At 62.9% G+C, this 18,935-nt stretch carries 12 protein-coding genes; 6 read left to right on the top strand and 6 right to left on the bottom strand.

Annotated elements, in window-relative coordinates:
- Positions 1 to 24: 24 nt before the first annotated feature.
- Positions 25 to 657, bottom strand: a complete 633-nt coding sequence (locus F2982_RS10885) for a hypothetical protein (RefSeq protein WP_246777428.1) — start codon at positions 655 to 657, stop codon at positions 25 to 27.
- A 331-nt stretch (positions 658 to 988) separates the two neighbouring features.
- On the opposite strand from F2982_RS10885, the gene dxr reads away from it, so the two are divergent.
- Positions 989 to 2,182 carry a 1-deoxy-D-xylulose-5-phosphate reductoisomerase gene (gene dxr, locus F2982_RS10880; protein WP_203427814.1) on the top strand — a complete coding sequence of 398 codons (1,194 nt, stop codon included), beginning with the start codon at positions 989 to 991 and terminating at the stop codon, positions 2,180 to 2,182.
- A gap of 37 nt (positions 2,183 to 2,219) precedes the next feature.
- Here dxr and hemA read toward each other — a convergent pair whose 3' ends face one another.
- The 4 genes from hemA to F2982_RS10860 all read right to left on the bottom strand — a co-directional run bounded on the left by hemA (position 2,220) and on the right by F2982_RS10860 (position 7,354).
- Positions 2,220 to 3,434, bottom strand: coding sequence for a 5-aminolevulinate synthase (gene hemA / locus F2982_RS10875; protein WP_130284298.1), 1,215 nt, complete (start codon positions 3,432 to 3,434; stop codon positions 2,220 to 2,222).
- 189 nt (positions 3,435 to 3,623) lie between these two features.
- Positions 3,624 to 4,421 carry a xanthine dehydrogenase family protein subunit M gene (locus F2982_RS10870; protein ID WP_112720167.1) on the bottom strand — a complete coding sequence of 266 codons (798 nt, stop codon included), beginning with the start codon at positions 4,419 to 4,421 and terminating at the stop codon, positions 3,624 to 3,626.
- A gap of 12 nt (positions 4,422 to 4,433) precedes the next feature.
- Positions 4,434 to 6,779, bottom strand: a complete 2,346-nt coding sequence (locus tag F2982_RS10865) for a xanthine dehydrogenase family protein molybdopterin-binding subunit (RefSeq protein WP_203427813.1) — start codon at positions 6,777 to 6,779, stop codon at positions 4,434 to 4,436.
- 83 nt (positions 6,780 to 6,862) lie between these two features.
- The gene (locus F2982_RS10860; protein ID WP_203427812.1) at positions 6,863 to 7,354 is read right to left on the bottom strand and encodes a (2Fe-2S)-binding protein; all 492 of its coding nucleotides are present in this window, start codon (positions 7,352 to 7,354) and stop codon (positions 6,863 to 6,865) included.
- Positions 7,355 to 7,634: 280 nt separating this feature from the next.
- Here F2982_RS10860 and F2982_RS10855 point away from each other — a divergent pair, with 280 nt between their 5' ends.
- The 3 genes from F2982_RS10855 (at position 7,635) to F2982_RS10845 (ending at position 16,160) form a co-directional block, all read left to right on the top strand.
- Positions 7,635 to 7,901: a YMGG-like glycine zipper-containing protein gene (locus tag F2982_RS10855; RefSeq protein WP_112385738.1), complete on the top strand. Its 267-nt coding sequence runs from the start codon at positions 7,635 to 7,637 to the stop codon at positions 7,899 to 7,901.
- A 169-nt stretch (positions 7,902 to 8,070) separates the two neighbouring features.
- Positions 8,071 to 9,993: an autotransporter assembly complex family protein gene (locus F2982_RS10850; protein WP_203427811.1), complete on the top strand. Its 1,923-nt coding sequence runs from the start codon at positions 8,071 to 8,073 to the stop codon at positions 9,991 to 9,993.
- Positions 9,994 to 10,055: 62 nt separating this feature from the next.
- On the top strand, positions 10,056 to 16,160 hold the full coding sequence (locus tag F2982_RS10845; RefSeq protein WP_203427810.1) for a translocation/assembly module TamB domain-containing protein: 6,105 nt from the start codon (positions 10,056 to 10,058) through the stop codon (positions 16,158 to 16,160).
- Here the strand turns inward: F2982_RS10845 and F2982_RS10840 are convergent, their stop codons facing one another.
- On the bottom strand, positions 16,161 to 16,589 hold the full coding sequence (locus tag F2982_RS10840; RefSeq protein ID WP_112720162.1) for an Lrp/AsnC family transcriptional regulator: 429 nt from the start codon (positions 16,587 to 16,589) through the stop codon (positions 16,161 to 16,163). It lies immediately after the preceding gene.
- Positions 16,590 to 16,717: 128 nt separating this feature from the next.
- Between F2982_RS10840 and rocF the strand changes: the two genes are divergently transcribed.
- A complete protein-coding gene (rocF, locus tag F2982_RS10835; protein ID WP_112720161.1) occupies positions 16,718 to 17,653 on the top strand; it encodes an arginase in 936 nt (311 codons plus the stop codon).
- Between the two features lie 17 nt (positions 17,654 to 17,670).
- Positions 17,671 to 18,870, top strand: coding sequence for an ornithine--oxo-acid transaminase (rocD, locus tag F2982_RS10830; RefSeq protein ID WP_112720160.1), 1,200 nt, complete (start codon positions 17,671 to 17,673; stop codon positions 18,868 to 18,870).
- Positions 18,871 to 18,935: the final 65 nt, after the last annotated feature.

Raw genomic sequence — 18,935 nt, 5'->3', positions numbered from 1 at the left:
CCGGAGGCCGGGCTTGGTTTCAGATCACCAGGTGACGCGGTAGTTGACGTTGACGCTGGCCGCCCGCCCGGCGGAGAGCGGATCGTTGACGGCAGCATTGAGATTGAGGTTCGGCAGAATGTTCTGGCTGACGCCGACGGTGCTCGAAAAATCCTGCCCGAAATCGGTGACGCTGCCATTCGCCGTCAGCGATGTTCCCGTCCAGGGATAGATGAGCTTGACCGCCTGCGTCGCCGTCACCGAGGTCTGGCGCGCCGCAAGCGGATCGTAGCCGACATTGACGAAGCGGCTGGTCTGCAGGTCGAGAGAGTCGGACAGGATGAAGCTCTTCGCTCGGCTGAGCATCAGCGATCCGCTGCCCCGCAGCGTATCGACCCGCACGCCCGCCGATTGTTGCGCATTGCCGGCCGGGGTCACCCTGACGCGGGTGATCTTGCCCCAGAGGGTCGCCTGCCCCGATCCAGGCAGGATCGCATCGCCATCGGTTGCGGCGAGCCCGAGATCGGCGCCAGCGCTCGTTTCCCATTCGAACGGCAGACGGAAACCCATCGTCGCCTTGTAGGACTGATCGGACACCTGCACCGGATTCCAGATCAGCAGATTATCCGCCCGCGCGGGAAGCGCGGCGAAAGCCCCTACGGCGAAGAGAAAGGTCATTTTCAGCATCGTCAGCAAGCCGGTCCCTTGGCGCCTGAAGCGCACAACAATCATGCAGATGCGCCTTGCGGCACCTCTGTCGATCCTCCCGATTTTTGAAATGGCAGAGGCATCGCGATGCCCTCTACCCGATGCGCCGGAGCGCTGGGATACACCGATGGCCGCAAGCAGCCGCGCATCCCGTCATCCTCCACGGATGTTATAGGAATCCCATCCCGATGCCGCTCTGTAAACCCCGCTGGAAGAGAAAACTGCTGCGTTGCACACTTGCCGCACCCCGGAAAGCGCGCTAGAGCCGAAGACAAATGACGGCTCTGGATAAGACACGCGCATGAAGACCGGCCCTAACGCGCCGCGGCGCCTCAGCATTTTCGGCTCAACCGGCTCGATCGGCGTCAACACGCTCGATGTGGTCACCCAGCTTGGTGGCCGCGAAGCCTTTGAGGTCGTCGCCATATCAGGCAACGCCAATGTCGCGCTGCTGGCGGAGCAGGCAAAAGCCTGCGGCGCCGAGCTCGCCGTCACCGCCGATGAGGCAAGCTACGGCGCCCTGAAGGATGCACTATCCGGCACCGGCATCGAGGTCGCCGCAGGCCGCGAAGCCCTGATCGAGGCCGGCGCCCGCGACGCGGATGTCGTCATGGCGGCGATCGTCGGGACGGCCGGTTTGGAACCGACGTTGGCAGCCGCAAGACGCGGCGCCGACATCGCGCTCGCCAACAAGGAATGCCTGGTGTCCGCCGGCGAGCTCTTCGTCAAGGCCGTGGCCGAAGGCGGCGGGCAGCTTATCCCTGTCGACAGCGAACACAGCGCCATCTTCCAGTCGCTCGAAGACGGCCAGCATCATGCGATCGAGCGCATCGTTCTCACGGCCTCCGGCGGTCCGTTCCGCACCTGGACGCGTGAGCAGATGGCCGGTGTCACCGCCGATATCGCCCGTGCCCATCCGAACTGGTCGATGGGATTGAAGATCTCGATCGGCAGCGCCTCGATGTTCAACAAGGCGCTGGAGATGATCGAGGCGAAGCATCTCTTCAACCTCCGTCCGGATCAGGTGGAAGTCATCGTCCATCCGCAGTCGGTGATCCATTCGATGGTCGGTTATGTCGACGGCTCGGTGCTGGCGCAGCTCGGCTGCCCAGACATGCGCACGGCGATCGGCTATGCGCTGACCTATCCGAACCGCTCGAAGCTCGACGTCGAACGGCTGGATTTTGCAAAGCTCGCACGGCTCGATTTCGAAGCGCCCGACGAAGTGCGCTTCCCTGCTCTGCGCCTCGCCCGCACCGCGCTCGAGCGCGGCGGCTTGCAGGGCGCCGTCATGAATGCAGCCGAAGAGATCGCCTTCCACGCCTTCTGCGATGGACGGATCGGCTTCCTTGAAATGGCAGATATCGCCGAGCGCGTCATGGACGACATGACCGGCTACAAGGCGGCAGCAACGATGGAAGACGTATTTGCCGCCGATGGCGAGGCGAGACGCCGAGCGGGCGAAATCATCGCTCAAAAGGAAATGGCCGCTTAAGCGGCCATTTGTTTATCAAGCTGTTTCTCTTTTCCGCTCAGGCAACGTGCCGCGCCAATGCGCAGCGCGACCAGAGCGAATGCAGCGCACCGACCAGATGTTCGATATCGGCATCCGTATGCTGCGGCGTCGGCGTGAAGCGCAGGCGCTCGGTCTTCTTCGGCACGGTTGGGTAATTGATCGGCTGCACGTAGACGCCAAAATTGTCGAGCAGCAGATCCGAGATCCACTTGCACTTGGCCGCATCGCCGACCATGACCGGCACGATATGGCTCGGGTTCGGCATATGCGGAATGCCCTGCTGGTCGAGCAGCACGCGCAGCTTGCGCACGCGATCCTGATGACGGGCACGCTCGAACGGGCTCGATTTCAGGTGCTGGATCGAAGCGACGGCACCAGCAGCGAGCGCCGGCGGCAGCGAGGTCGTGAAGATGAAGCCCGATGCAAACGAGCGGATGAAATCGCAAAGCGCCGTCGACGCCGCGATATAGCCGCCCATGACGCCGAAAGCCTTGGCAAGCGTGCCTTCGATGACCGTGATCCGGTCCATCAGTCCTTCGCGCTCGGCAATGCCGCCGCCGCGCGGGCCGTACATACCGACGGCATGCACTTCGTCGAGATAGGTCATCGCCCCATACTTGTCGGCGAGATCGCAGATCTCCTTGATCGGCGCGATATCGCCGTCCATCGAGTAGACGCTTTCGAAAGCGATCAGCTTCGGCGCCTTCGGATCGGCGGCCGCCAGCTTGGCCTCGAGATCGTGGATGTCGTTATGCTTCCAGATAACCTTTTCGCACTTCGCATAGCGAATGCCTTCGATCATCGAGGCGTGGTTCAGTGCGTCAGAGAAGATGATCATGCCGGGGATCTTGCCGCCGAGCGTGCCGAGCGCCGCCCAGTTCGAGACATAGCCCGACGTGAAGGTCAGCGCGGCTTCCTTGCCATGCAGATCGGCGAGCTCGCGCTCAAGCAGAACGTGGTAGTGGTTGGTGCCAGAGATATTCCGGGTGCCTCCCGCACCCGCGCCACAGTGCTCGATGGCGGCTTTCATCGCCTCGATCACCTTGGGATGCTGCCCCATGCCGAGATAGTCGTTGGAGCACCAGACTGTTACGTCTTTCGGGCCGTCGGCCGTGTGGCGCGTCGCACGCGGGAAACTTCCGCGGTGGCGCTCAAGGTCGGCAAAAACGCGATAGCGGCCTTCGGCGTGAAGACCTTCCAGCTCGCTTTTGAAAAACGCTTCGAAATCCATGCATATGCTCCAGTATCACGCGACCGTTTTGCTGGGCACACCGACGCGCGTCAACCCATGGCCCCTGCTTTAGCATCAACTGCGGCAAAAGGCGCATATTTTTGAATCATTCCAGACGAAAAAGCTTCAACCCAGCCGATAAAGCGGCTGGGTTGACATATCGGGAATGCCGTCAATTGCCCTGTAGTTCTAGCCTACAGCGGCAACCGCGCGCTTCGTCATGACTTTTATCAAATTGGCGCGATATTCCGCGCTGGCATGCAGATCGGAGAGCAGGCCGCTGGCATCGACCTGAACGCCCATCGCCGCATCCGGCGACCAGTTGGCAGCAAGAGCCGCCTCGAGGCCGCCGTGCCGAAACGCGCCGTTGCTGCCCGCCCCCGCGATGCCGACCCGAACCGTCCCCCCGGATTTGGCCACCAGAACGCTGGTCATCGCATAGCGCGACGCCGGGTTGCGGAACTTGGCGTAGCCGGCCTTGTCCGGTGCATCGAAGCTGACACCCGTGACGATCTCGCCATCCGCGAGCGCCGTCTCGAACAGACCGGTGAAGAACTGGTCTGCCGCAAGCTGCCGCTTGCTGGTGATGATGGTCGCGCCGAGCGCCAGCATCGCCGCCGGATAATCTGCGGCCGGGTCGTTGTTGGCGATCGATCCGCCGATCGTTCCCATGTGCCGGACATGCGGATCGCCGATCAGCCCGGCGAGCTCACAGAGAGCCGGACACACGCCGCGGATGGCGGACGAGGCCGCCACTTCGGCATGCGTTGTTGCCCCGCCGATCGTCACCTTGCGGCCATCGACCTTGATGCCCTTCATCGCATCGATGTGGCGCAGATCGACGAGATCGCTCGGCGCGGCGAGACGCTGCTTCATCGTCGCGATCAGCGTCATGCCGCCGGAGACGAACTTGCCTTCCGGCTTGCCCGAAATCAGCTTGACGGCTTCATCGACCGAAGAAGCGCGGTGATAATTGAGTTCATACATGGCCCGTCCTCCTCAGTTCGTTGCGCGTGCCGCCATCCACACCTTCTGCGGTGTGGCGGGCATGGTCAGCATGTTGTTGCCGATGGCGTCGGTGATGGCGTTCATCAGCGCCGGCGGAGAGCCGATCGCACCCGCCTCACCGCAGCCCTTGATGCCCAGCGGATTGCTGGGGCAAGGCGTGTTCTGGTGCGAGATCTTGAACGACGGCAGATCGTCGGCGCGCGGCATGGCATAATCCATGTAGCTCGCCGTCAGCAGCTGGCCGTTCTCGTCGTAATGGACGCCTTCGAGCAGCGCCTGGCCGATACCCTGGGCGATGCCGCCATGCACCTGCCCCTCGACGATCATCGGGTTGATGATATTGCCGAAGTCGTCGGCGGCGACGAACTGCACGATCTTGGTATGACCTGTTTCCGGGTCGACCTCGACCTCGCAGATGTAGCACCCGGCCGGGAAGGTGAAGTTCGACGGATCGTAGAACGCAGTCTCCTTCAGACCGGGCTCCATGCCCGCCGGCAGGTTGTGCGCAGTATAGGAAGCGAGCGCCACCTGGAACCACGGCAGCGCCTTGTCGGTACCGGCAACCTTCAGCTCGCCGTTCTCGACGACAATATCGCTCTCGTCGGCTTCCATCAGATGCGCGGCGATCTTCTTGGCCTTGGCCTCCACCTTGTCGAGCGCCTTGACGACGGCGGACATGCCGACGGCGCCGGAGCGCGAGCCGTAGGTGCCCATGCCCATCTGTACCTTGTCGGTGTCGCCATGGACAATCGAGACGCTGTCGATCGGAACGCCGAGACGGTCCGCTACCAGCTGCGCGAAGGTCGTCTCGTGGCCCTGGCCATGGCTGTGCGAGCCAGTCAGAACTTCGATCGTGCCGACCGCATTGACCCGCACCTCTGCCGATTCCCACAGGCCGACACCAGCACCGAGCGAGCCGACCGCCTGAGACGGCGCGATGCCGCAGGCTTCGATATAGCAGCTCATGCCGATACCGCGCTTCATGCCGCGGTTCGCAGCCTCCGCCCGGCGGCTTTCGAAACCGCTCCAGTCGGCAGCCTGCATCGCCGCATTCAGCGACGCGTCGTAGTCGCCGGCATCATACATCATGATCACGGGTGTCTGATGCGGGAAGGAGCGGATGAAATTCTTGCGCCGGAGTTCCGCCGGAGAAATGCCGAGCTCGCGCGCCGCCGTCTCCATCGTCCGCTCAAGCAGATAGGTCGCCTCCGGCCGCCCGGCACCGCGGTAGGCATCGACAGGCGCGGTGTTGGTATAGACGGTACGGACATTGGCGTGAATCGCCGGGATGTCGTACTGGCCGGAAAGCAGCGTCGCGTAGAGATAGGTCGGCACCGCGGAGGAGAAGAGCGACATATAGGCGCCGAGATTGGCGATCGTATCGACCTTCAGGCCGATGATGCGATGATCCTTGTCGAAGGCCATCTTCACCTTGGAGACATGGTCGCGCCCATGCGCATCCGTCAGAAACGCCTCGGTGCGATCGGAATTCCACTTCACGGGAACGCCGGTTTTCTTCGAGGCCCAGAGACAGACGATCTCTTCCGGATAGATATAGATCTTCGATCCGAAGCCGCCGCCGACATCGGGCGCGATCACCCTCAGCTTGTTTTCCGGCGCGACATTGTAGAAGGCGCTCATCACAAGACGGGCCACATGCGGGTTCTGGCTGGTCGTGTAGCAGGTGTAGTGATCCTCGGCGGAATCGTAGATCCCGAGCGCCGCGCGCGGCTCCATCGGATTCGGCGACAGACGGTTGTTGGTCAGCTCGATTTCGGTGACATGGGCGGCCTCCGAAATCGCCTTGTCGGTCGCGCCTTCATCGCCGATCACCCAGTCGAAGATCAGATTGTCGGATGATTCCGGATGAATCTGCGGCGCCCCGGGCTTCAAAGCCTCGACGGCCTCCGTGACGACGGGAAGCTCTTCATAATCGATGCTAACGGCCTCGGCGGCATCCCGTGCTTCGCCGAGCGAATCCGCAACGACGATGGCCACGGCATCGCCGACATAGCGAACGGTATCGACGGCCAGCGGCCGCCAGGCACCCATCTTCATCGGCGAACCGTCGCGCGAATGGATCATCCAGCCGCAGATCAGATTGCCGATGCCGTCGGCGAGCAGCTGCTTGCCGTCGAGCACGTCGATCACGCCAGGCATCGCCTTGGCGGCAGAAACGTCGATATTCTTGATCTTTGCATGCGCATGCGGGCTGCGAATGAAATAGCCGTATTTCATGCCCGGGACGACCATATCGTCGGTATAACGGCCCTTGCCGGTCAGGAACCGCTTGTCTTCCTTGCGTGCGACGCGTGCACCAATTCCTTCAACACCCATGATGTCCTCCAATGGGGTTTCGGGCCTGGCATTCCGCCAAAGGGTATCGTGTTCGGCAGCTGCCAGACGAATTCAGGGAGATGCTATTCGGCAGCCTGCTTGGCGCCGCCATGCATTTCAGCATTGGCAGAGAGCACGGCCTTGACGATGTTGTGATAGCCGGTGCAACGACAGATATTGCCTTCGAGCTCGTGGCGGACGGTGTCTTCGTCCAGCTGGCCGCCATGCCGGTTGATCATATCAACCGAGGCCATCACCATGCCGGGCGTGCAGAAGCCGCATTGCAGGCCGTGATGCTCCTTGAAGGCAGCCTGGACCGGGTGCAGTTCGCCGTTTGCGGCAATCCCCTCGATCGTCGTCACCGATGAGCCGGATGCCTGGACGGCAAGGATCGTGCAGCTCTTCACCGACTTGCCGTCCATGTGAACGACGCAGGCACCGCATTGGGTCGTGTCGCACCCGACATGGGTGCCGGTCAGGCCGAGCTTTTCGCGAATGAAATGGACGAGAAGCGTTCTTTCTTCACAGTCGCCGCTCACCGCGCGGCCATTCACCGTCAGTTTGACTTTCGCCATGATGTCCTCCTCGTGCCTCCTCCAGGCACAAGCGGCATCATTTGACTTTTTCCCTGCACTATCAACCGCTACTTTAGGGAGTTGTATCAATTTTGCTTCACTATGCGGGAGGAAAAGCCACGAGCCCTCTTGCAACGTTCTGAAATGAAGCGTGACCGGATTTTTTCGTGGCACTTGCTGGACACGATTTCTTTACGCCATAGTTTGCAGGCAGCGTGACAAAAAGAAAAACACGTGAGGGACAGCTGCTGCCCGGGGGCAGCCAACCCAGGAGATGAAAATGAAGAAGATTATTGCATTCGTACTCGTCGGCCTCTCGATCGCGAGCTGTACTCCAACCCAGCAGGGTGCCGGCATTGGCGCCGCATCCGGCGCCGTGATCGGCGGCGTTGCAACCGGTAATGTTCGTGGCGCCGCTGTTGGCGCAGCAATCGGCGGTGTCGCCGGCGCCCTGATCGGCCGTGTCGCCGAGCAGCCTGGCCAGTGCTACTACCGCGACCGGAACGGCAACCGCTATATCGACGACTGCCCACGCGGCGGCTACTAAGACTTAAATTCGACGATGCAGAAATCCCGGCCAGCGCCGGGATTTTTCATTTTTTGTACTAAATTAGCCCAGCAACAACTTAAATTGGTACACGTTTCGCATTTTTGCCGCTAAGGTGCCCGCGGCTGGGCAACGCGAAGCTTCATTTTCATGTAACAAAAAGCGGCGGATGCAGATCAGAGGGAAGACACCGAAAGCGGGTTTCGCGTATCGGCGGACAGGCACCATGATGGTGATCGCGGCAACCGCCGCGCTTTCGCCGATTCTGGTCAATGAGGCATACGCCTTCAAGCTGTTTGGCATAACGATATTCGGCAAGGACGATAGCGACGCGGAGCAGGTTCCTGATCCGGTGCGCTATGACGTCGATCTGACCGCGGGCACCGCCGATCCCGATCTCACGGAAGCGCTACAGAACAGCTCTCGTCTGGTCGGCGACAAGGATAAGCCCGTCTCCGGCGATCTCGGCGTCGTCGTCAAGGCGCGCGACGATCGCGACCGGCTGATCGCCACGCTTTACGAAAAGGCCCGCTACGGCGGTGTGGTCACCATCACCATCGGCGGCAAGAATATCGATGACCTGCCGCCCAATCCGGTCTTCGACCGCTCGAAGCCGGTCCCGGTCAACGTCTCCGTCGATCCAGGCCCCGTCTTCCATGTCCGCGATGTCCAGTTCGGCGGCGACGCGGCGATGCGCAATCCGGCCGACTATGACCTCGCGCCCGGCCAGGAAGCCGGATCCCTCGTCATCATCAAGGCCGGCGACAAGATCGTCGAGCAACTGAAGAGCGAAGGCCGCCCGCTTGCCAAGCTCACCAAGCGTGAGGTCGTCGCCGACCACAGCAGCAACACCGTCGACATCATCATCACCACGGAAGGCGGCCCGGTCGCACCTGTTGGCTCCGTCGGCGTCACCGGCGAAAAGGGTGTGAAACCGGACTTCATCCAGCGCTATTCCCGGCTCAACCGCGGCGATGCCTATTCGCCCGAAGCCCTGAAGAAGGCCGGTGACCGGCTGCGGGCGCTCGGCGTCTTCTCCAGCGTCACCATTCACGAAGCCAACGAGCTTGCTGCCGATGGCACTTTGCCGATGACCATCGAGGTCTCCGAAGGCAAGCAGCGCTACTTCGGCTTCGGCGCCAATTATTCGACGATCGACGGCTTCGGCGTTCAGGGGTACTGGGGCCACCGCAACCTCTTCGGCGAGGCGGAATCGCTGCGCATCGAAGGCGCGGTCGGCCGTCTCGGCGAAAACGACATCAGCAATCTCGATTACTCGGCCGGCATCTCCTTCACCAAGCCCGGCGCCTTCCTGCCCGCCGGAACGCTGAAGGCATCGATCCTCGCCAAGACCGAAAACCCGGATGCCTACAATGCCTCGCTGCTCACCGGTTCGCTCGGCTATGCCTATGAGCTCAGCGATCAGGACACCGTCTCGGCGGCGGGCGAGATCAGCTACGAAAAGGACGACGACGCCTTCGGCCAGAGCGAATACCTGACCTTCGCTCTGCCGCTGACCTATGAGCGCGACGCCCGCGACAACAAGTTCAACCCGACCGAAGGCTACCGCGCAACGCTCGCGGCAACCCCGAGCTATGAAGCCTTCAACGGCACGATCTTCTCCTCCTTCGAGGGCTCGATCTCGGGTTATCAGGCAATCGGCGCTGAGGACAATGTCGTCTTTGCAGGCAAGCTCGCGGCCGGCTTCATGGTCGGCGGAGAGCTGCAGGACATCCCGGCGACCCGCCGCTTCTTCGCAGGCGGCGGCGGATCGGTGCGCGGCTACGGCTATCAGGAAATCTCGCCCTATGACGCCGACAACGAGGCGACGGGTGGCAAGTCCTACGTGACCGCGTCGCTAGAAGCGCGCGTGAGGATCACCGATACGATCGGCATCGTGCCCTTCCTCGATGTCGGCACGGTCTCCGCCGAGACCTTCCCGGATTTCGGGGATTTCCGGGCCGGTGCGGGCGTCGGCATCCGCTATGCAACGCCTTTCGGCCCGTTGCGGCTTGATTTTGCCGTACCGCTGAACAAGTACGAAAATGGCACGGCCTATGGCATCTATGCCGGCATAGGCCAATCATTCTAACGGTGTGACAAGCAGCCGCTTGGCCGCTGCAGCACCTCGCGAACGGGATAGTGTCCGCCTTCATGCAAGCACTGACGAAGCTCATCAACTGGATCGTAAGGCTGCTCGGCTACGGGCTGGGCGTCGTGCTTGTGGCCGCGGCGATCGCCATTGCCATCTTCGGCTTCACCACCTTCGGTTCGCGCATCGTGACGGAGAAGGTCGCCGAGATCATCTCCAACCGCGACATGAACATCGCGATCCGCGAGCCCGGCAGTCTGCTGACCGGCGGTCTCGATGCGGCGCAGGTGACGATTTCCGATACGCGCGGTGTCTTTGCCGAAGCCCGCGGCATCTCGATCAACTGGAACCCGCTGGCACTTCTGACCGGCACCTTCCACGCCAAGCAGATCGGCATCCAGTCGGTGACCGTCGTGCGTAAGCCGATCCGCACCCTGCCCTCCCCGCCCGATACCGGCGAGGAAGGCGGCTTCAAACTGCCGATCAAGATCGCCATCGACAACATTGCGCTGCCGCAGATCAATCTCAGCGAACAGCTGGCCGGACGCGCCTTCACGCTGACGGCGAACGGCAATGTGCAGGCCGACCAGGACGGCGGCCATGCCGTCATCAACGTCAACCGCCAGTCCGTGCCGGACGCCAAGCTCAGCGCCGACGTCGCCTTCATCCCTGGAGAAAATCAGCTGCGGCTGAAGGCGCAGGTGGCCGAGCCCAAGGGCGGGCTTCTGGCAACGCTGCTGTCTTTGCCGGGCGAACCTGCCGTCAATGTCGCCATCGACGGCGACGGACCGATCTCCAACTGGAAGGCCAAGCTGCAGGCCTCGCTCGATGGTCAGCCGCGCGCCTCAATCGAGGGCCAGCATGTCCTGACGCCTGAGGGGCTTCACCAGCTGAACCTGAAAGGCGGCGGCGACCTGAGCTCGCTGCTTCCCCCGCCCTTCCGTCCGCTCTTTGCCGGCCAAACGAATATCGATCTGGCCGCCACCTTCGACAACAAGGGCAAGATCGACATCCAGACCGGCAATCTCGCAACCGGCTCGGTGGTCATCGCCGCCTCCGGCACGCTCGATCCCGCCGGCAACAACAGCCTCAACGCCAATGTGCTCGGCACGTCGGGTCCGGTCGATTTCCGCTGGCCTCTCGAAAAGGGCGAGGCGCGCTTCCTGATCAGCGGCCTCAATCTGGCGCTGACGGGCGATGCCCAGGCAGCCCGCCTGAACGCGAGCGCCTCGCTCGACGCCGTCACCTTGCCGCAGGCAACGGCAAGCAACGTCAAGCTCACAGCCAAGAGCGACGCGTTCAACATCGCCAAGCGCAGCGGTGGCGTACAGATCCGGCTGGTGGCCGGCGATACGGCTTTCCTCGATCCGAACCTCAACCGCGCAGTTCAGGGCCCGGTCACGCTCGCTGCCCCCATCCAGATTGCCCCTGACAGCATCGGCTTCAACGGCACGACGCTCGAAAGCGCCAATGCCAGCGGCAGCGTCAACGGCACCTACCGGCTGGCAAGCCAGGCACTGACGGGCAATGCCAAGCTGACCATCGAGCCGGCCGCCCTCCCGCCCGCCGTCGCTCCACGCTTCGACACGCCGATCTCGATCGAAACCCAGGTCGCCGGCACGATCCCGTCGAAGATCAACCTGTCGAACCTCATCGTGAAATCCGGCACGATCGAAACAGCCGGCAACGTGACGCTTGACGGCGACACGCTGGCTGCGGATCTCAGCGGACGCCTGCCCGATATCGGCAAGCTCGCCGAGAACGCCAGCGGTGAAGTCGGTTACACGGTCAATGTCAGCGGCGCGCTCTCGGCCCTTGCGATCAAGGCCAATCTCAAGTCGGCGACGCTGCATACGGTCGACCGCACGCTTTCGAACCTTGACGTCAACATCACCGGCACCGCCGACCCAGCCGCACCGCAGGCAACGATCGAGGCGAAGGGCGCGATCGACGGCCAGCCGCTGACGATCAATGCCAACGCCCTTTCCAAGGACGGCATCACCAGCATCCCGTCGATCTCCGTCGAGGCCGGCGCCAACAAGCTGAACGGCAATATCGAACTGACGCCATCCTTCCTGCCGAGCGGCAAGCTGAGCTTCGATTTCCCCGATGTTGGCTTGCTTGCGGCGCTTGCCGGTCAGCGTGCCGAGGGCGACCTCAAGGGCGGCTTCGACATCGCCAATGACGGCGGCAAGATTTCGATCGCCGCCAAGGCAAGCGGCAGCGGCATCCGCCGCGACGGCCTCTCGCTCGTCCGGCCCGATATCGATGTGACGATCAGCGACCTCAAGGCCTTCGCCGCCAGCGGCGTCGTCAAGGCCGACGAGATTTCGTCGGGCGCCAATGTGATCAGCGGTCTGGCGCTGAATTTCACCCAGCAGCAGAACCGGACAAATTTCGATCTGTCGTCGATCTATGACGCTAATCCACTGGTCGCGGCCGGTGCCGTCGAGACCAATGGCGGCGACATGAAGATCGAGCTGAACCAGCTCTCCGCCAAGCCGCGCAACATTGCAGTCGACCTGGCTGCACCGACGGCAGTCACCATCTCGGGTGGCGCTGCGAAGCTCGACGGCCTGACGATCCGCACCGGCGACGGCTCGGTCAGCGTCTCCGGCTCGGCCGGGGAAACACTCGATATCAACGCCACGATCAAGGACCTGCCGGCAAGCCTCGCGAACACCTTCGTGCCCAAACTCGAAGCGGCCGGGACCATCTCGGGCACGGTCACGGTAACCGGCACGCCCGCGGCACCGCTCGCCAATTTCAAGCTCGACTGGAAGGATGCCGCGACCAGCCACACCAAGGCTGCCGGCCTTTCCGGCTTCGCGATCGAGGCTGGCGGCAAGTTTGCCGATAACCGCCTGGATTTCGAGACCACCGCGGCAGGCGACAAGAAGCTGTCGCTGAAGGCTTCGGGCAATTACACGGTGGCGGGCGCTGATGCGCAGGCGCTATCCGTCGATGCCGAGATCGCCAATGTGCCGGCTGCTCTCGCCAATGCCTTCGTTCCCGATCTAGGCGCCGAGGGCATCATCTCGGGAACGGCAAAGGCATCTGGCAAGCTTCCGCAACCGACCGCCGATTTCAAGGTGACCTGGAAGGACGCTGCAACCACCCAGACCGTCAAAGCCGGGCTCGCCAAGCTTGGCATAACGGCAAACGGCACCTTCGCCGGAGACACGCTCGATTTCACCGTCGATGCGGCGGGCGCCAAGGATTTGAGCCTCAAGGCGACCGGCAATTTCATCGTTTCCGGCCTTCAGGCCAACACTCTCTCCGTCGATGCGACCGTCAGCAATGTCCCCGCATCCCTCGCCAACGGCTTCGTTCCGGATCTGGCAGCCGAAGGCATGATTTCCGGAACGGCAAAGGCGAGTGGCAGACTGCCGCGCCCGGCCGCCGACTTCGATCTTGCCTGGACTGACGCAGCAACCGGCCAGACGAAAAAGGCCGGTCTCGCCAGCTTCGACGTCTCCGCCAAGGGCAAGTTTGCCGACAACAAGCTCAATTTCGACGCCAGCGCCGACGGCGCCAACAGCCTGTCTCTCAAGGCTCTCGGCGATTTCACCGTCGCCGGACCGGATGCCAACACGCTCTCAGTCGACGCGACGCTCAGCAACGTCCCCGCCGGTCTCGCAAACCCGTTCGTGCCGGGCCTCGGCGCCGAGGGCCTGATCTCGGGCACGGCCAAGGCCAAGGGCAAGCTTCCGGCGCCGACCGCCGATTTCGACCTGACCTGGGCCAATGCCGCAACCGATCAGACGAAAAAGGCAAAGCTCGCCAGCTTCGACGTGACGGCCAAGGGCAAGTTCGCCGATAACAGGCTGGACTTCGATGCGGCCGCCAGCGGCAAGAACAGCCTGTCGCTGAAGGCGCTCGGCAATTTCACGGTCGCAGGCCCCGATGCCAACGCGATCTCGGTCGATGCAACCGTCAGCAATCTGCCTGCCGGCCTCGCCAATCCCTTCGTTCCTGGCCTCGGTGCCGAAGGCCTGATCTCCGGCACCGCCAAGGCATCCGGCAAGCTGCCGCGGCCGACTGCCGACTTCAACCTGACCTGGAGCGATGCCGCGACCGACCAGACAAAGAAGGCAAAGCTTGCAAGCTTCGATGTCTCGGCCAAGGGCAAGTTCGCCGACGACAAGCTCGATTTCGATGCCACGGCAAGCGGCACCAACAGCCTCTCCCTGAAGGCCAATGGCAACTTCATCGTCTCCGGCCCGGATGCGAATATGCTGAATGTCGATGCCGATATCAGCAGCGTCCCGGCCGGTCTCGCCAATCCCTTCGTTCCCGGCCTCGGCGCCGAGGGCCTGATCTCCGGCACCGCCAAGGCATCCGGCAAGCTTCCGAACCCCGCTGCAGATTTCAAGGTGACCTGGAAGAACGCGGCCACGAGCCATACGAAAGCCGCCAACGTCACCGGCCTTGGCGTCTCGGCCGATGGGACGCTGTCGGGCAACACGCTGAATTTCAACGTCAATGCCAGCGGCAGCGGCGCCCTGTCCCTGAAGGGCAAGGGCAGCTTCACGGTCGCGGGCCCCGATGCCAATTCGCTGAAGGCCAATGCCGATATCGCCAATCTGCCGGCCGGCATCGCTAACGCTTTCGTTCCCGGTCTCGGCGCCGAGGGCGCGATCTCGGGCAGTGCAAGCGCCGCCGGAAAGCTGCCGATCCCGAATGTCGATTTCAAGCTGAACTGGAAGAATGCCGCGACCAGCCAGACGAAGAGCGCAGGGCTCGCGCCGCTCGGCATCACCGCCGATGGCAAGCTTGCAGGGCAAACCCTGACGATCGATACCGGTCTCAGCGGCGAAGGCGGCCTGTCGATGAAGGGTGGCGGCAGCGTCGGCATAGCGGGCCAGCGCGCCCTGAACCTGCAGTTCAAGGGCAATCTCCCCTTCGCCATTCTCGGCGCGCAACTCGCCCAGCAGGGCCTTGTCGCCGATGGTGCCGCAGATATCGATCTGCGCATCACCGGCAACGCCGGTGGTCCCGTGATCAACGGCACGATCAACACCAGCGGCGCCAAGCTCGTCGACGTGCGCCGCAATCTGGCGCTCAACAACCTGACCGCCAACATCACCATGAATGGTCAGCAGGCGACTATTTCCCGCTTCAGCGCCAATCTCGCCAGCGGCGGTGCCATCTCTGCCAGCGGCACGGTTGGCATCCAGCCGAACAGCGGCTACCCCGTCAATATCGAGGTGAAGCTCGACAAGGCCGTCTATGTCGACGGCACGCTGGTTGTCGCCACGGTGGATGGCACGCTCGGCATGCGCGGCCCGCTGCTCTCCAATCCGACGCTGAGCGGCCGCCTCAATCTCGAAAAGGCATCGATCACGGTACCGGAAAAGCTGCCGACATCGCTGCGCGAGATCAACATCAAGCATATCCATGCGCCTGCCGCCGTTCGCGCCCAGCTGCGCGACGAAGGCAACCAGGGCGCCAGCCAGAAATCCTCGACCATCGCCCTCGACCTGCGGCTCGATGCGCCCTCGCAGATCTTCGTCCGCGGCCGCGGCATCGATTCCGAGCTCGGCGGCAGCGTCACGATCAAGGGAACGGCAGCCTCGCCCGTCGTCTCCGGCGGCTTCACCATGCGGCGCGGCCGCCTGACGATCCTCAATCGGCGCATGAACTTCACCGACAAGAGCCGCATCACCTTCGCCGGCGACCTGACACCGGCGCTCGACATGGAAGCAAGCTCGACATCGGGCACGACGACGCTGACCGTCGATGTCGCGGGTCTCGCCACCGATCCCGCCATTACCTTCTCCTCCTCCCCCGCCCTTCCGCAGGACGAAGTGCTGGCGCAGCTGATCTTCGGTCAGTCGATGTCGAAGCTCTCGCCGGTGCAGATCGCCCAGCTTGCCGATGCCGTCAGCCAGCTGGCGGGCGGCCGTTCAACCTCGCTCTTCGAAGGCCTGCGCAATCAGCTCGGCGTCGACGATCTCGACATCAGTACCGACGAAAAGGGCCAGACCAGCGTCAGCGTCGGCCGCTATCTCAACGAGCGCACCTATTTCGAGCTGCAGCAGGGTGGCGAAGCTGGCGCCAAGGCGGTCATCAATCTCGATGTCGGCCGCGGCGTGAAGCTGCGTGGCGCGGCCGGCGGCAACGGCTCTGGCGAAGCAGGCGTCGTCTACGAGCACGAATACTGATCAGAACACCGTCTTGCTGGTCTTCAGCAGGATGTTGGTCTCGGTAACGTTGATGCCGTCGATCAGGCGGATGCGCCGGAGCGTCTCGTCGAAGGAAACCAGGTCACGGTCTTCCAGTTCGGCGATGAAGTCCCATTTGCCGTTGGTGCTGTGAAGCGCGCGCACCTGCGGAAGACCGCGCAGCTGATCGGCCACCTTGTCGGCGAGCTTGCCGAGAACCTCGATGAGAATGATGGCCCGGACACCGGCCGAGCGCACTTCATGACCGGTGCGGATGGTGAAGGCGGCAATCGTGCCATTCGCTACCAGCCGGTCGATACGGGCCGCCACGGTAGCGCGTGACGCGCCGGTCATCGCCGCAAGCGACGATACCGGCGTGCGCGCATTGTGGCGCAGCGCGCTCAGTAGTTCCTGATCCAGATCATCCATGATGTTCACTTTGCTCAAACGATGTGATCAATCTGTACAATGGCGCTTTTCTTTTGGCAATTTTCCATCTTTTTGCCGCCGCGCCGATAGCCGAATATGCAACTCGAAACTCGGAAACGGAGCCCGGAATGGACGTTCAGTCGCGCGCAGTCACCCTCATTGGTGTTCCCCTCGAAGAAGGCTCCGGCCGCAGAGGCGCGGCCATGGGCCCGGCAGCGCTGCGCATCGCCGGTATCGACCAGACGCTGATCGAGCTTGGCCACGACGTGAAGGATGAAGGCGACCTGCAGATCGTCCCCGCCCGCGATCTGCCGAACCATCCGAACGCCCATAACCTGCGCATCGTCGGCGCTTTCACCCGCGCTCTGGAAGCAAGCACCTACGAGGCCGCAGCCGCCGGCCGCTTCCCGCTGATCCTGGGCGGCGACCATGCTCTGTCCATGGGCAGTGTTTCCGGCATGGCGCGCTATGCCGCCGAAAAGGGCCGTCCGCTCTTCGTCATCTGGCTCGATGCCCATTCCGATTTCAACACGCCGGAAACCTCACCCTCCGGCAACATCCACGGCATGCCTGTGGCTTTCTTCAGCGGCAACGCAGAATTTGCCGAAATCTTGCCGAAGAACCGCCCCTTCGTCGATCCCCGCCATGTCTTCCAGGTCGGCATCCGCTCCGTCGACGCGCCTGAGCGCGTGCTGATCAAGCAGCACGGCGTCAACGTCTTCGACATGCGCTCTATCGACGAGCAGGGCATTGCCGCGATCATGAAGCAGATCCTGGCTGCCGTCGAAGCGGCGAACGGCCTTCTCCATGTCAGCCTGGACGTCGACTTCCTCGATCCCGATATCGCGCCCGGTGTCGGCACGACGGTTCCGGGCGGCGCCACCTTCCGCGAAGCCCACCTGGTCATGGAGATGCTCTCCGACAGCGGCCTCGTCTCCTCGCTCGATCTCGTCGAGCTCAATCCATTCCTCGACGACCGCGGCAAGAGTGCCCGCGTTCTCGTCGAGCTGACGGCAAGCCTCTTCGGCCGCCGTATCTTCGACCGTCCGACACGCGCCGCATAATCTGAGGGAACACGGCCATGAACGCATCTGAAAGCCTGATCGCCACCGAACAGCGGCTCGGCGCCCATAACTACAAGCCGCTCGACGTCGTCCTGACACGCGGCGAAGGCGTTTACGTCTGGGATACCGACGGCAAGCGCTATCTCGACTGCCTCTCGGCATACTCGGCGGTCAACCAGGGCCACTGCCATCCGAAGATCCTCGCCGCCATGGTCGAGCAGGCCGGGCGCCTGACGCTGACGTCGCGTGCCTTCCGCAACGACCAGCTGGCCTATCTCTACGAAGAGCTTGCAGCCCTCACCGGCTCGCACAAGATCCTGCCGATGAACTCCGGTGCCGAAGCCGTCGAAACTGCCATCAAGGCGGTCCGCAAATGGGGCTACGAAGTGAAGGGCGTGCCGGAGGGCAAGGCCGAGATCATCGTCTGCTCGGACAACTTCCACGGCCGCACGCTGAGCATCATCAGCTTCTCGACCGATCCCGATGCGCGCACCGGCTTTGGACCCTTCACCCCGGGCTTCCGCACCATTGCCTTCGGCGATGCCGACGCCTTTGCCGCCGCCATCAACGAGAACACAGTTGCCGCCCTTATCGAGCCGATCCAGGGCGAAGCCGGCGTCAAGATCCCGCCGGCGGGCTATTTCAAGCGCGTCCGCGAGCTCTGCACCCAGCATAACGTCACGCTGATCCTCGACGAGATCCAGACCGGCCTCGGCCGCACCGGCAAGCTGCTTGCCGAAGAGCATGAAGGCATCGAAGCCGACGTGACGCTGATCGGCAAGGCGCTCTCCGGCGGCTTCTATCCGGTTTCCGCCGTTCTCTCGAACAGCGAAGTCCTCGGCGTCCTGAAGCCCGGCCAGCACGGCTCGACCTTCGGCGGCAACCCGCTCGCCTGCGCCGTCGCCCGTACCGCGCTCAAGGTCTTGACCGAAGAAGGCATGATCGAGAATGCCGAGAAGATGGGTGACTACTTCCTCGAAGGCCTGCGCTCGATTCGCTCCAACATCGTCAAGGATGTTCGCGGCCGCGGCCTGATGCTGGCCGTCGAGCTGGAGCCGGAAGCAGGTGGCGCCCGCCAGTATTGCTACGGTCTCAAGGAGCGCGGCCTGCTCGCCAAGGATACCCACGAGAACACGATTCGCCTCGCCCCTCCGCTGGTCGTCACCAAGGAGCAGGTCGAGTGGGCTGTCGAGCAGATCGAAAAGACGATTACCTGAAGTCTGCAGCCACTTCCCCGGCCGCAACTCCGGGGAAGTATTTTCGACTATCCTCAGGAAAACAT

This window comes from Rhizobium sp. BG4 (assembly GCF_016864575.1).
Lineage (GTDB): Bacteria > Pseudomonadota > Alphaproteobacteria > Rhizobiales > Rhizobiaceae > Rhizobium.
Note: the sequence above shows the minus strand (reverse complement) of the source record. Positions and strands in the feature narration are given on the sequence as shown.